Genomic DNA, 13,470 nt, shown 5'->3' with positions numbered 1-13,470 from the left:
TAAATCCAGCGTGCAGGCCATCGAAAAGCGTATTTAAATCGGAAAAATACTGCGTAACATCAGCTGATAAGATAAAAAGCCCCGACTCTGGAATTGAGCTGGGGCTTTTTACATTTATTCAGATGCCTTGCCAAGGCAACGAAATTTGGTTGCGATACCGACTGCAATGCGCGCCACTAGCCGCAGCAGCCGAATCTAGGCTATGCTGCTGCCATTGCGCACAGGCTTACCAGGCTGCATCAGCGCCAAGCTGCCGTCGGCATTTTCGGCCATTAGCAACATGCCTTGGCTTTGTATGCCTTTTATTTCGCGGGGCGCTAAGTTGAGCAATACCTGCACCTGCTGGCCAATGAGGGCTTCGGGAATAAAATGCTCCGCGATGCCGCTCACAATGGTACGCTCTTCTAAGCCCAGGTCGACGGTGAGTTTGAGAAGCTTTTTGGTTTTGGCTACTTTTTCGGCGGCGATAATGGTACCGATGCGCAAATCCATCTGGCCGAAATCGTCAAAGGAAATATCGGTTTTGGCCGGAGCCACCGGCGTATTTGCCAGCTGATTTTCCTTTTTGGTGTCAAGCAGTTTCTGCACCTGGGTTTCAACCACCGCATCTTCGATTTTACCAAACAGCAGCGCGGCCTCACGCAGCTGGTGCCCGGCGGCCAGGGCGTCGGGCCGGCCGGCGCTAGCCCAATTGCCCAGCTCTAAATTGAGCATGGTGGCTAGTTTTTGGGCCGACTCGGGCAGGAAAGGCTCCAGCAGCGGGGCCAGGGCAGCAGCAATTTGCAGCGCTACGTGCAGCACCGTACCAGTGCGCGTAGCATCGGTCTTAATGAGATGCCAAGGCTGCGTTTCAGCCAGGTATTTGTTGCCGAGTCGGGCCAGGTTAATTACTTCGGCAAGCGCATCGCGGAAACGGTAATTCTCAACCAACTCACCAATTTTTGCCGGAAATTCGGCCAACTGCGCAAAAGCATCCTGGTCGATGGACGTTAACTCGCCTAATTCTGGCACGCGGCCTTCGAAAAACTTGTGCGTGAGCACGGCAGCCCGGTTCACGAAATTGCCAAGCGTGGCAACCAACTCATTGTTGTTGCGCGCCTGAAAATCCTTCCAAGTGAAGTCATTATCCTTATTTTCGGGAGCATTAGCGCACAGTACATAGCGCAGCACGTCGGCCTGGCCCGGAAAATCAGCCAGGTATTCGTGCAGCCACACCGCCCAGTTGCGCGACGTACTGATTTTGTCGCCTTCGAGGTTCAGAAATTCATTGGCAGGCACGTTATCCGGCAGAATAAATTCACCGTGCGCCTTCAGCATAACGGGGAAAATAATGCAGTGGAAAACGATGTTGTCCTTGCCAATGAAATGCACCAGCTTCGAGCCGGCATCTTTCCAGTACAGTTCCCACTCGTCGGGGAAGGCCTCCTTAGTGGCCGAGATGTAACCAATGGGCGCATCAAACCACACGTAGAGCACCTTTCCTTCGGCCCCAGGCACCGGTACGGGTACGCCCCAATCGAGGTCGCGCGTCACGGCGCGGGGATGCAGGCCCTGGTCAATCCAAGATTTGCACTGGCCATAAACGTTGGTTTTCCAGTCGCTTTTATGCCCTTCAATAATCCATTCGCGCAGCCACGGCTCGTATTGGTCGAGGGGCAGAAACCAGTGCTTGGTATCGCGCAAAACTGGCTGCGCGCCGCTGAGCATGGAGCGTGGATTGATTAATTCGGTCGGGCTGAGCGAAGTACCGCAGCGCTCGCACTGGTCGCCGTACGCATTTTCGTTACCGCAATTGGGGCAAGTGCCCACGATGTAGCGGTCGGCCAAAAATTGATGAGCCTTTTCGTCGAAATACTGCTGGGTTGTTTGCTCGATGAATTTGCCCTCGTTATTCAGCTTGGTGAAAAAGCTACTGGAAACCTCGGCGTGCGTAAGCGACGAGGTGCGCGAATACACATCGAACGACACATTGAAATCTTTGAACGAGTCGCGAATCAGGGCGTGATATTTATCAACCACCTGCTGCGGTGTGACGCCTTCTTTTTGGGCGCGAATGGTGATGGGTACGCCGTGTTCGTCGGAGCCACAAATAAATTTCACGTCGCGGCCCGCCGAGCGTAGGTAACGCACATAAATATCGGCGGGCAAATACACACCGGCTAAGTGGCCGATGTGCACAGGACCGTTGGCGTAGGGCAAAGCAGCGGTAACGGTATACCGCTTAGGAAGAACTGACATAGAAAAAGGGTAAGTAAGCAGGCGGGCGCAGACGCATTAATTCCAATTAAAAAACCTCCGCCGAAATTCCGCTGCACAAAGAAACAATGAAAAAAGAACCGAACTAAATCAACAAAAAAACTAAGCGAACCGTTTGACGCATAAATGATTTTATATTTGAGAGCGCCGAACTAAAAATAACGCGCTTGTATTGCTACATCCTTTCTTTCCGCCACCCTTCACCAACCTTTTTTTCACATGAAAAAACCTACTTCCTCGGCTAAAGCCGAAAAAACGCCCAAGCGCACGCCGGAAGAAAAAGCTGCGCGCAAATCGACGAAAAAAGCAGGCCGCGCGACGGCAGAACTGAACGACGACCGTGCCAGCAAAAAAGCCAGCCAGAAAAAGTCGTTGAAGTCGGCTGCCAAGCAACTGCAGAAGGAGCTGAATAACCGCATGAATGAAGTGGTGACCCGCATCCGCAAAGAAACGAAGGCCAAGCTGAAGGAAGTGGTGAAGGAGGCTACGCGCCGGCTCGACGGCGACACCGAGCGCATGTTTGAGCAGGCGCTGCACACGATAGTACGCCACTACGATTCGGTGGCGGGCACTCCTGCCGCCGATAGTAGCCCTGCTGCTTCGGCGACCGAAGCCCCTGCTGGCAATGGCAAGCGCGGCCGCAAAAAAGGCCCGACGCTGAACAAGGACGGCAGCCCACGCAAACCGCGGACCCCACGTACCGACGCGGCCGATAATGCAGCTACAGCCGGCAAACGCGGCCGTAAGCCGGGCTCGACCACGGCTGCCAAGCCTGCTACCGGTGCTAAACGCGGCCCCAAGCCTCGTACCCAGGCTGCCTTGGCACCCAATACCGCTGCCGCAGAAACGTCGGTAGCAGCCGAAGCACCAGCTACTCCCCGTAGAACCGCGAGTAAGCCTGTTGCTAAAGCAGCTCCCAAGCGTACCGCTTCGCCAAGAAAGGCAGCCGCACCCGAGCCCGAAGCAAGTGGCTTACTGAATTCGGCCGACAGCCCGAGCACTGGCGAGGTTAGCGCATAGCTCATCTGGCAACTAACAATGTAAAAAGCCCACCGCTAACCAGTAGCGGTGGGCTTTTTACCTGTAAACCAACCGGGCCTTACGGACGGCGGGCAGTATCAAGCGGCGCCGGGGCGTTGTTGTTGAGGCGACGCAGGCGGGTTTCGGGCGGCGTGTTGTTGGGGTCGTTCGTATTCACGTTTTCGATGCGCTTTTCGCGGTTGATTTCGGCAGCCTGCTCGCCCAGGCGCACCCGGTTGGGCGTGGCATCGGGCACGGCATAGCCGCCGCTGCTGGGCGTACCGTTGCTGTTGTAAATAGCGCGGCGGTCGGCGTCGGTGCGCACGGCAGTGGGCACGGCGCTGGGAGCCCCCGTTTCGGACGATTGGTCCGAAACCGAGCAGGCAGCCAAGCCGCTGGCCATTAGCAGTGCACAAAAGCCTTTATTAAGGCGAAGCAAGAGGGAGCAAGAGGGAGCAAGAGGAAGCAAGAGGGAGCAAGACATGGCGAAAAGCAAAACAGGCTGCCAGCATAGGCAACCTGCTTGAAACGCGGGGCAGCAGCCTGGGGTTGGCCCGACTAGGCAGGCAGGAAAGACACCTTCACTGGTAAGATGCCATCCCAAAGCACCATGCGGGCTTCTAAGCAGCGAATAGCGACCTGTTGACACTCCTGCCAGCAAGTTGGGTCATCGCCGCACAGCTCGCGCACCATTTGCTCGGCGAGCGGTGCGTGCACTTCTTCGTCGAGCTCGATGTGGCGGTCGAGATAATACACGAACGTATCGAGCTGGCCCGGGAACCGGGCGCGCAACTCGCCTACCAACTGGCGGAACATGGCCGGAATCAGGTCCTCACGCCCGAAGGTGAAGGCGGCAGCCACCGCGTGTGGCTGGCCCGAATTGATGATATCAAACGTGGTTTCGACAAACTCGCGCACCGATGCGGGCACTTGGGCTGCGGTTAGTGCCTGGCCAACCGTGCTGCCGGCCGCGATGGCAGCCACCAGCCGCCGGATGGGCGCCGTGTTGGCACCGCACTCTTCCATAGCCTGCACGTAGAGTTCGAAGTGGCTGACCGGCCGGCCATCGGGGTCAACATCGGACTCCTCGCCCAGCACAATCTCGTTGATGAGACGGCGCGTGGCCGGATTGGGCGTAGGGCCCCACGGCACGGCCACGCAGGTTAAATCGCGCTGCAATGCTTTCAGGAGAGACATAAAGTCCCACACCGCGAAGACGTGGTGCTCCATGAAGCGACGCAAGTCGGAAAGCGTTTCTAGGCGCTGGTACAGGCCATTGTTGAGCAATTGCTGGCGCGTAGGCTCTAGTGCCTGTTGCAGGTACCGGACAGAATCGGAAAGATTTTTCATGGATGAAAAAATCAAGAGAAAATAGAACTAGCCGCAACAACTGAAACAGGACAATTGACCGTCGGTGTGCTCGTGCAAGGGCTATACAAACGAAAAGCTCCCCGGGTTAGATTCCCGGGGAGCTTAAAAATGTAAATTTTCTCAGAAAATCACCAGTCTTTCCTTTATTTCTTCTCAAACACTAACGCATTACCATCCATGCAATAGCGTTGGCCGGTGGGCTTGGGGCCGTCGTTGAAGACGTGCCCAAGGTGGCCGCCGCATTTGGCGCACACAATCTCGTCGCGGCTCATGCCTAACGTATTATCCGAAGCCACTTTTACGCTGGTTGCAGCAGCCGGCGCAAAAAAGCTGGGCCACCCGGTGCCCGACTCAAACTTGGTGTCGGAGGTGAAGAGCAGGTTATGGTCGGCAGCGCAGTAATAGGTACCAGCGGCGTGGTTGTCGTGGTATTTGCCAGTGAAGGGCCGCTCAGTGCCCTGCTCGCGCAGGATATAGTATTGGTCGGGCGTGAGGGCTTTTTTCCACTCGGCGTCCGTTTTGCGCACCGGGAATTCGTCGGGTTTGCCGGTCACGGCCTGGGGCTTGGAATAGGTTTTGCCGGCCGTGGTGCGGGCCGCAGCGGGCATATTGGCGGCCACGTCGCGCTTCTGCGAGCAAGCCGAATTAAGCGAAAGCACCGAAACAAGTAATATCAGCAGGGAAAAACGCATAGCGGGGATGGGGTTGAATGATAGTTGACCAACATACGGCAGCGATGCCCGGTTTGGTCGGTGGGTAGACAAAAGAAAGCTGGGAACCTTACGCCCCAGCTAATCGATTTAGGGCGACGGGCTTGGCTGCGCGGCGGGGTGCGGCAGCCGGGCTCGGGTTAAGAGTTGAGTACCACAAGGCTTTACGCGTTTTTATCTGTACCTTTGCACCCGCAAAACCAACCCATATGGCCAACAATATCCGGAACATTGCCATCATCGCTCACGTTGACCACGGCAAGACTACTCTGGTGGATAAGATTATCCACGCATCCAAGATTTTCGACGCGCACCAGCACTTCGACGACCTGATTCTCGACGACAACCCCCTGGAGCGCGAGCGCGGCATTACTATCGTTTCCAAAAACGTATCGGTACGCTACAACGGCACCAAAATCAACATCATCGACACCCCTGGTCACGCCGACTTCGGCGGTGAGGTAGAGCGTGTGTTGAAGCTGGCCGACGGCGTATTGCTGCTCGTGGATGCCTTTGAAGGCGCCATGCCGCAGACCCGTTTCGTGCTCGGCAAAGCCATTGCCCTGGGTTTGAAGCCCATTGTGGTAGTGAACAAAGTGGACAAGGAAAACTGCCGCCCCGACGAGGTGCACGAGCAGGTTTTCGACCTCATGTTCAACCTCGGCGCTTCGGAAGACCAGCTCGATTTCGTGACCTTGTACGGTTCCTCGAAGCAGGGCTGGATGAGCACCGACTGGAAAGTTAAAACCGACAACCTGATTCCGTTGCTCGACGCGGTTATCTCATCGATTCCGCCCGCGCCGACCTTGGATGGCACGCCCCAGATGCAGATTACTTCGCTCGACTACTCGTCGTTTGTGGGTCGTATCGCCATTGGCCGTGTACACCGCGGTACGCTGAAAGAAGGCTCGAACATGAGCCTGATGAAAGCTGACGGCAGCGTTAAGAAAGTAAAAATCCGCGAGCTGCACGTATTTGAAGGCCTCGGCCGTGTGAAGGTTGATTCCGTGAGTAGCGGCGAAATCTGCGCCGTTTCGGGCATCGAAGGTTTCGACATTGGTGATACCCTCGCCGACAACGACAACCCCGAGCAGCTGGAGCGCATCAGCATCGACGAGCCGACGATGAACATGCTGTTCACCATCAACAACTCGCCGTTCTTCGGCAAGGAAGGCAAGTTCGTGACCTCGCGTCACCTGCGTGACCGTCTGTTTAAGGAAACCGAGAAAAACCTCGCCCTGCGCGTAGAGGCCACCGACAAAGAGGATACCTTCCTTGTGTTTGGCCGCGGCATTCTTCACTTGTCGGTACTCATCGAGACCATGCGTCGCGAAGGCTACGAGTTGCAGGTGGGTCAGCCCCAGGTGCTGTTTAAGGAAGACGAGAACGGCAAGCGCACTGAGCCCATTGAGCTACTCGTAGTGGACGTGCCCGAGGAATCGGCCGGCAAGGTTATCGAGCTGGTGAGCATGCGCAAGGGTGAAATGACCATCATGGAGCCCAAGGGCGACTTGCAGCATTTGGAATTCACCATTCCGTCGCGCGGCCTGATTGGCCTGCGTAACAACGTGCTGACTGCCACCGGCGGCGAGGCCATCATGAACCACCGTTTCGTGGATTATGAGGAGCACAAAGGCCCCATCCCCGGCCGCATTGCTGGTTCGCTGATTTCGCTGGAAACCGGTGCCGGCACGGCTTACACCATTGACAAGCTGCAGGACCGTGGCTCGTTCTTCGTGGACCCGGGTGAGGAAGTGTACGGCGGCCAGGTTATCGGCGAGCACACCCGCCCGAATGACTTGACGGTGAACATCCAGAAAGGCAAGAAGCTGACCAACATGCGTGCTTCGGGCACGGACGACAACGCCAAAATCACTCCCAAGCGCCAGTTTTCGCTGGAAGAAGCCATGGAATACATCCAGAAGGATGAATATCTGGAGGTAACGCCAAAGTCGATTCGGATGCGCAAGATTTTGCTCGACGAAAACGAGCGTTTGCGCTACGCCAAGCAGGCTGACTAATTATTCTGAATGGAATGATTTTGAAGAGGGCGCGGCTTTGGTCGCGCCCTTTTTCATTCCCCAAACCTTACTTTTCACTTTATGAACCAAGAGACCCTGAGCCGCTTCGTGCAACTTTTTACCCTGAACAATGCAGACGCCACCCAGCGCGTGAGCGAGCAACTGGCTTTGGTGCTGCGCGACCCAGCAGCATATCAGGAGCAATTTGCCGAGGAGTTGGCGGAACGCGGCATTGTAGCCGCCCTGCCGGCGCAGGAACTGCGCGATTTGGCCCTGATTGACGCGCTGCTTGCCGAGGAACTCCTCTGGGAAAGCGACTGGAAAGACCCCGCCTCCGAACTGGTCTATGGCATTAACGAAACCCTGATGCAGCAGCGACGAACCCATTGGCTGGATGAGCCTGCGCTGGCAAGAGCGACGATAACCGGACCCGAAGCGCTTGACATTGTACAGGACTTGGCCGAGCCAGCTGGCTTGGCGGTGGTACTGTTCACGCTGGACAGCGACTCGTATGCCCTGAGTGTGGTGGCTGATGCACAGGCTGGGGAAGCGCGCCAGCTGGCGCAGGAACTGGGCTTCGGAATAAAGGTGTATTAGCCCCGCAGCACAGGATAATCGATTGTGTAAGGTCAGTGCCCCGTACCTTGCGGGCCCATTACTCCTGCTCGCTTATGCTGCTAAAAAACCTACTGGGTGCCACGCTGCTACTGGCCGCTACCACCGTCTCGGCCCAAAACCGGCACGAATATCTACTCGATTCGAACTGGAAGTTCTCGAAGGGCGACGTGCCAAACGCGGCCAAGCCAGACTTTGCCGATGCGAAATGGCAGACGGTGAGTGTACCGCACGACTGGGCCATTTCCGGGCCGTTTGATGGAAATAACGACCTGCAGGTTGTCACGATTGAGCAAAACAACGAGAAAGCGGCCACCCAGAAATCGGGCCGTACGGGCGGCCTGCCGTTCATTGGCACGGGCTGGTACCGACGGAAGCTGGCGGTACCGGGCTTTGGGCCTGGGCAGCGGGCGGTGCTGCTCTTTGATGGCGCAATGAGCAACGCCCACGTGTTTGTGAACGGTAAGAAAGTCGGGTTCTGGCCGTATGGCTACAACTCGTTTTCGCTGGATATTACCTCGTTTCTGAAGCCCGGCGACGGCAACGTACTGGCCGTGCGGTTGCAGAATCAGCCCGAGGCCTCGCGCTGGTACCCCGGCGCGGGCCTCTACCGCAACGTGCATCTGGTAGTGACGGACGACGTGCATATTCCGGTGTGGGGCACTTATTTGACCACGCCCGAAATCACGGCGGCGCAGGCTACCGTGCGCCTGAAAACGACATTGGAAACGCCGGGCGGCAAGCCGCAGCCGTTGCGGCTCGATACCGAAATTCGCGACGCGGCGGGCTAGGTGGTGGCCACGACCAGCACGACGCTGGCCAACGGGCTGACGTTTGAGCAGAACCTAACGGTGCCGCAGCCACGACTGTGGTCGCCGGAAACGCCGGTGCTTTACACGGCTTCGTCGAAACTGTATGCAGGCAAAGCGCTGAAAGACGCTTATAAAACGACGTTCGGTATTCGGTCCTTCAAGTTTGAGAAGGGCACGGGCTTCTCGCTGAACGGGCAGGTGCGCAAGTTTAAAGGCGTGTGCAACCACCACGATTTGGGGCCGCTGGGCGCGGCCATCAACACGGCGGCATTGCGGCGGCAATTGACGTTGCTGAAGGATTTGGGCTGCGATGCCATCCGGACTTCGCACAACATGCCCGCGCCGGAGCTGGTAGCGCTGTGCGATGAGATGGGCCTGATGCTGATGGTGGAGTCATTTGACGAATGGAAAGCGCCGAAAGTGAAGAATGGCTACAGCCAGTATTTCGATGAGTGGGCAGAGAAGGACTTGGTGAACATGGTGCATCACTACCGCAACAATGCGTCGGTGATTATGTGGAGCATCGGCAACGAAGTACCCGACCAGAGCAACGCCAACGGCCCTATCATCGCGAAGCGCTTGCAGGACATCGTGCACCGCGAGGACCCCACCCGGCCCGTAACCATGGGCCTCGACCGCTTCGACGACGATTTCAAGTACGGCATTGCGGGCGTGCTCGACATTCCCGGCTTCAACTACAAGCCGCACCGCTACGCCGAGGCGCTGGCCAAGCTGCCGCAGGGCTTCCTGCTGGGCTCGGAAACGGCTTCGACGGTGAGTTCGCGCGAGGTGTATAAGTTTCCGGTGGTGAAGGCCAAGCAGCAGCAGTATTCGGACAATCAGTCGTCGTCGTACGACCTGGAGGCCTGCAGCTGGTCGCAGACGCCGGACGAAGAATTTGCCGCGCAGGATGACACTCCGAATGTGATGGGCGAGTTCGTGTGGACGGGTTTCGACTACCTCGGCGAGCCCACGCCTTACGATGAAAAGTGGCCCTCGCACAGCTCCTACTTCGGGATTCTGGACTTGGCGGGCATGCCGAAAGACCGGTACTACCTCTACCGCGCCCGCTGGAATACGGCCAAGCCCACGCTGCACATCCTGCCGCACTGGACCTGGCCCGGCCGCGAAGGCCAGACCACGCCGGTGTTTGCCTATACCAATTACCCTTCGGCCGAGCTGTTTGTGAACGGCAAAAGCCAGGGCCGCCAGACCAAAGGCCCGTCCGACCAGCCCCAATCGCGCTACCGCCTGATGTGGAACGACGTGAAATACGCGCCCGGCAGCATTAAAGTAGTGGCCTATGATGCCCAGGGTAAAGCCGCAGCTACAGAGGAAGTACGCACGGCGGGCGCACCGCACCACATCAAGCTGGTGGCCGACCGCACGGCCCTCATGGCCGATGGCAAGGACCTCGCCTTCATCACTGCCCGGGTGGAAGATGCCCAGGGCAACCTCTGCCCTGATGCCACGCAGTCGCTCAGCTTCGCAGTGAGCGGCACTGGCAGCTTCCGGGCCATTGCCAACGGTGACGCGACTAATCTGGAGTCCTTTCAAAAGCCGCAGATGCGGGCTTTTCAGGGGCAGCTGGTGGCAATTGTGCAGGCCGGCGGTAAGGCGGGGGCAATGCAGGTGAAGGCCAGCGGCACCGGATTGCAGGCTGGTAGTGTGACCCTGCAGACCAAAGCGCGCTAGGTAATGCGGCTTACGAGGCCGTGCGCTGGCGTACGGCCTCGAAGGCCAGCACGGCCCCGGCTACGCTCACGTTGAGCGAGTCGATGCGGCCCATCATGGGAATAATAATGGTTTCGTCGCAGGCGGCGAGAGCGGCGGGCGTTAGGCCGTCGGCTTCAGTGCCGAGCACGAGGGCCGTGGGCTGGCGGAAATCGCAGTCGAGATAGGAATGCGCCTTGGGCGTGAGGGCAGCGGCGTAGCTGCGAATGCCCTTTTCACGCAGAAAGGCCGTGATTTCGGCCATGGGCGCAGCGATTACGGGCACCGAGAACACGCAGCCGATGCTGGACCGGATGGTGTTGGGGTTGTAGAGGTCGGTGCGGGGGTCGCCGATGAGGACGGCATCGACCGGGGCGGCATCAGCGGTGCGCAGGATGGCGCCGAGGTTGCCGGGCTTCTCCACGGCTTCGAGTACGAGGAGGAGCGGGTTGGCGGGTAGGCGCAGGTCGGCGAGGGTACGAGCGGGGGTACGGAGGACGGCCAGCAGGCCGTCGGAACCTTCGCGGTAGGCCACTTTCTCGAAGACCGGGCGCGTGACTTCAAACCACTCGGGCGCGTCTTTCTTGCCAGAAAACAGGCTTCGTAATTCAGTTTCGCCGTTTTCGCCGGCCAGCTCGGGGCAGCTGTAAATGGTGGCGACGGGCACGCCGGCCTCGACGGCAATGGTGAGCTCGCGCAGGCCCTCGACCAGCGTGAGGCCCAACGCCCGGCGCTCGGCCGATTTCTGCTGCAGCTTCAGAAGCTGCTTGATGCGTGGGTTTTGGGAGCTGCTGAGGCGGTCGGCGGGCGTAAAAGGCATGGGGCAAAGATACCGGGCCAACGTTCGGGGCCAACCTTGCCCCTGCCCGGGGCGTAGGGCGGGCCATTACCTTCGCAACTGATGACCTTAAAAACCAACACCAAAATCATTGTCGGCTTTTCCCTGGCCGTGGGCGTGCTGCTGCTCACGGCCTCGGCCTCGTTCTGGAGCATTCGCGGGCTACGGGTGCAAACCGACCGCGTGGAGCACTCCTACCAAGTGATGCAGGAGGTCGAGACCATTACGGCCGTGCTCAAAGATGCGCAGGCTGGTACGCGCGGCTACCTGCTTACGGGCGACACCGTGTACCTGCGGCCCTACAGCGTGGCGTCGGGCCAACTACCGGCGGCCCTGGAACGGGTGATGGCGCTGAGCGTTGACAACCCGGCGCAACGCACCCGGCTCGATTCGTTGCGCGGGCTGGTGGAGCAGGAATTTCGCATTCTGCGCCCACTCACGGCCATAACCCGCACCCATAGCCAGGCCGAGATGCAGACCCTGCTCGACACCGACCGCCAGACCCTGCGCCAGGTGCGGCTGCTCTACTCCCGCATCAAGCGCGACGAGTTGAATCTGTTGGCCGAGCGCAGCGCCCTGCAGGCAGTATTCGAGAAAGCCACGCCGATTGTGGTATTGGTATCGGCGGTGCTGGCCGTATTGATTGTGGTGTGGCTGGTGACCAAAATTGTGCAGGAACTCGACGACAACCGCCGCCTCCAGGGCGAGCTGGCTGCCGTGAATACCGAAGTAGCCCTCCGCATTGCGCAGATTCGGGCCCTGACCGAGCAAGTAGTGCAGGGCGACTACACCGTGCAGATTCCCGACACGGCAGCCGATAACCTCGGCGGCCTGGCAGCCTCGCTCAACCGCATGACGCGCACGCTCGATGCCAGCTTTAGTGCGTTGGAGAAGCGCAACCGCGAACTCGACCAGTTTGCCTACGTGGCCTCGCACGACCTGAAGGCTCCTCTGCGGGGGGTAACCACTATTGTGAAGTGGATTGAGGAAGAGCTGGCCGCCGAGCTTTCGCCCCAGCTGCGCACCTACCTCGACCAGATGAAGGGCCGCCTCAGCCGCCTCGAGGACCTGATAAACGGCCTGCTGGCCTACGCCCGCGTGGGCCGCACTACCCAAACCCGCGAGGCCGTGGACGTGCGCCAGCTGCTAAGCGAAGTGGCTGAGCTGGTGGTGCCGCTTGATTTTACCCTGACGCTGGCCCCCGACCTGCCCACGCTGCCCAACGCCGACCGCCTGAGCCTGCAGCAGGTATTTACCAACCTGCTCTCGAACGCCGTGAAGTACCACCACCGGGGTGCGGGCCAGTTGGCCATAAGCAGCCGCGAACTGGGTGACTTTTACGAATTCCGGGTTCAGGATGATGGGCCTGGTATTGCGCCGGAGTATCATCAGAAAATTTTCCTGCTCTTCCAGACGCTGCGCGACCGCCACACGGCCGAAAGCACGGGCATTGGCCTGAGCATCGTGCAGAAAATCATCACCGAACAGCAGGGTACCATTCGGGTCGAATCGGCCGTGGGCCAGGGAGCAGCTTTTATCTTTACGTGGCCGAAATAGCAGCATCGTTTTTGCTAAAACTGACTCACCGGCGACTACCCGATTACTTCTGCATCCCTTATTTCTCTTTAGATGACTCGTTCAGTTTTATTAGTTGAAGATGACGTATTTGACACGATGACGGCGGAGAAGTCCTTCGCCAAGTTCAGCGTGCCGCACCAATTACACACCGCTTTCAACGGCGAAGAAGCCCTTGACCTGCTGCTGGGCCGCAACGGCACCGAGCCCCTGCGGCCGCTGCCCGAGGTAATTCTGCTTGATTTGAACATGCCGCGCATGAACGGCATCGAGTTTCTGACCGAGTTGCGTGGCAATGCCGACCTGCACCATATTCCGGTGTTCATTACCACCACGTCGGCCATGGAGGTAGACCGCGCCGACGCCGAGCGCCTGGGCGTGAGCGGCTACATTCTCAAGCCCTTGGACTTCGAAACCGGCGGCGACCTGGCCGACAGCCTCAGCCTGCTGGAGCAGCTGCTGAAGTAACTGCCCGGCCCGGCGTGGGATTCACCAGGTTTTCGCGGATACAGCACGGAATTTGTGGGATGCGCCGGGCG

At 58.6% G+C, this 13,470-nt stretch carries 12 protein-coding genes; 7 read left to right on the top strand and 5 right to left on the bottom strand.

What is annotated here, in order from left to right; all coding sequences use genetic code 11:
• Window positions 1–195: 195 nt before the first annotated feature.
• Complete coding sequence (gene metG / locus ABD837_RS04485; protein ID WP_345050801.1) at window positions 196–2,238, bottom strand: methionine--tRNA ligase; 2,043 nt, start codon at window positions 2,236–2,238, stop codon at window positions 196–198.
• 237 nt (window positions 2,239–2,475) lie between these two features.
• On the opposite strand from metG, the gene ABD837_RS04480 reads away from it, so the two are divergent.
• Window positions 2,476–3,276, top strand: coding sequence for a hypothetical protein (locus ABD837_RS04480; protein ID WP_345050799.1), 801 nt, complete (start codon window positions 2,476–2,478; stop codon window positions 3,274–3,276).
• 79 nt (window positions 3,277–3,355) lie between these two features.
• On the opposite strand, the gene ABD837_RS04475 is transcribed toward ABD837_RS04480, so the two are convergent.
• The 3 genes from ABD837_RS04475 to msrB all read right to left on the bottom strand — a co-directional run bounded on the left by ABD837_RS04475 (window position 3,356) and on the right by msrB (window position 5,339).
• On the bottom strand, window positions 3,356–3,715 hold the full coding sequence (locus tag ABD837_RS04475) for a hypothetical protein (protein WP_345050796.1): 360 nt from the start codon (window positions 3,713–3,715) through the stop codon (window positions 3,356–3,358).
• Between the two features lie 119 nt (window positions 3,716–3,834).
• Window positions 3,835–4,626 (bottom strand): DUF3050 domain-containing protein, encoded by a 792-nt coding sequence (locus tag ABD837_RS04470; protein WP_345050794.1) that lies wholly within the window; start codon window positions 4,624–4,626, stop codon window positions 3,835–3,837.
• 164 nt (window positions 4,627–4,790) lie between these two features.
• Window positions 4,791–5,339 (bottom strand): peptide-methionine (R)-S-oxide reductase MsrB, encoded by a 549-nt coding sequence (gene msrB / locus ABD837_RS04465; protein WP_345050791.1) that lies wholly within the window; start codon window positions 5,337–5,339, stop codon window positions 4,791–4,793.
• A 227-nt stretch (window positions 5,340–5,566) separates the two neighbouring features.
• Here msrB and typA point away from each other — a divergent pair, with 227 nt between their 5' ends.
• The 4 genes from typA to ABD837_RS04445 all read left to right on the top strand — a co-directional run bounded on the left by typA (window position 5,567) and on the right by ABD837_RS04445 (window position 10,500).
• Window positions 5,567–7,378 (top strand): translational GTPase TypA, encoded by a 1,812-nt coding sequence (typA, locus tag ABD837_RS04460; protein WP_345050789.1) that lies wholly within the window; start codon window positions 5,567–5,569, stop codon window positions 7,376–7,378.
• Between the two features lie 81 nt (window positions 7,379–7,459).
• Complete coding sequence (locus tag ABD837_RS04455) at window positions 7,460–7,975, top strand: DUF6630 family protein (protein ID WP_345050786.1); 516 nt, start codon at window positions 7,460–7,462, stop codon at window positions 7,973–7,975.
• Window positions 7,976–8,049: 74 nt separating this feature from the next.
• Window positions 8,050–8,784: a sugar-binding domain-containing protein gene (locus ABD837_RS04450; RefSeq protein ID WP_345050783.1), complete on the top strand. Its 735-nt coding sequence runs from the start codon at window positions 8,050–8,052 to the stop codon at window positions 8,782–8,784.
• Between the two features lie 3 nt (window positions 8,785–8,787).
• Window positions 8,788–10,500, top strand: coding sequence for a DUF4982 domain-containing protein (locus ABD837_RS04445; protein WP_345050781.1), 1,713 nt, complete (start codon window positions 8,788–8,790; stop codon window positions 10,498–10,500).
• A 10-nt stretch (window positions 10,501–10,510) separates the two neighbouring features.
• Here ABD837_RS04445 and ABD837_RS04440 read toward each other — a convergent pair whose 3' ends face one another.
• Window positions 10,511–11,338, bottom strand: a complete 828-nt coding sequence (locus ABD837_RS04440) for a TrmH family RNA methyltransferase (RefSeq protein ID WP_345050779.1) — start codon at window positions 11,336–11,338, stop codon at window positions 10,511–10,513.
• Between the two features lie 81 nt (window positions 11,339–11,419).
• Between ABD837_RS04440 and ABD837_RS04435 the strand changes: the two genes are divergently transcribed.
• Together ABD837_RS04435 and ABD837_RS04430 are read left to right on the top strand one after the other, a co-directional pair.
• Complete coding sequence (locus ABD837_RS04435; protein WP_345050776.1) at window positions 11,420–12,913, top strand: sensor histidine kinase; 1,494 nt, start codon at window positions 11,420–11,422, stop codon at window positions 12,911–12,913.
• Window positions 12,914–12,985: 72 nt separating this feature from the next.
• Window positions 12,986–13,399 (top strand): response regulator, encoded by a 414-nt coding sequence (locus ABD837_RS04430; RefSeq protein WP_345050774.1) that lies wholly within the window; start codon window positions 12,986–12,988, stop codon window positions 13,397–13,399.
• Window positions 13,400–13,470: the final 71 nt, after the last annotated feature.

Origin of the sequence: Hymenobacter glaciei, assembly GCF_039539585.1 — a bacterium.
In the GTDB taxonomy this organism is placed as follows: domain Bacteria; phylum Bacteroidota; class Bacteroidia; order Cytophagales; family Hymenobacteraceae; genus Hymenobacter; species Hymenobacter glaciei.
This window is presented reverse-complemented; position numbering and strand designations above follow the sequence as displayed.

Bases quoted from the DNA above. Each gene is read 5' to 3' on its own strand.
- metG (WP_345050801.1), bottom strand. From the start codon at position 2,238: ATGTCAGTTCTTCCTAAGCGGTATACCGTTACCGCTGCTTTGCCCTAC.
- ABD837_RS04480 (WP_345050799.1), top strand. From the start codon at position 2,476: ATGAAAAAACCTACTTCCTCGGCTAAAGCCGAAAAAACGCCCAAGCGC.
- ABD837_RS04470 (WP_345050794.1), bottom strand. From the start codon at position 4,626: ATGAAAAATCTTTCCGATTCTGTCCGGTACCTGCAACAGGCACTAGAG.
- msrB (WP_345050791.1), bottom strand. From the start codon at position 5,339: ATGCGTTTTTCCCTGCTGATATTACTTGTTTCGGTGCTTTCGCTTAAT.
- typA (WP_345050789.1), top strand. From the start codon at position 5,567: ATGGCCAACAATATCCGGAACATTGCCATCATCGCTCACGTTGACCAC.
- ABD837_RS04455 (WP_345050786.1), top strand. From the start codon at position 7,460: ATGAACCAAGAGACCCTGAGCCGCTTCGTGCAACTTTTTACCCTGAAC.
- ABD837_RS04450 (WP_345050783.1), top strand. From the start codon at position 8,050: ATGCTGCTAAAAAACCTACTGGGTGCCACGCTGCTACTGGCCGCTACC.
- ABD837_RS04440 (WP_345050779.1), bottom strand. From the start codon at position 11,338: ATGCCTTTTACGCCCGCCGACCGCCTCAGCAGCTCCCAAAACCCACGC.
- ABD837_RS04435 (WP_345050776.1), top strand. From the start codon at position 11,420: ATGACCTTAAAAACCAACACCAAAATCATTGTCGGCTTTTCCCTGGCC.
- ABD837_RS04430 (WP_345050774.1), top strand. From the start codon at position 12,986: ATGACTCGTTCAGTTTTATTAGTTGAAGATGACGTATTTGACACGATG.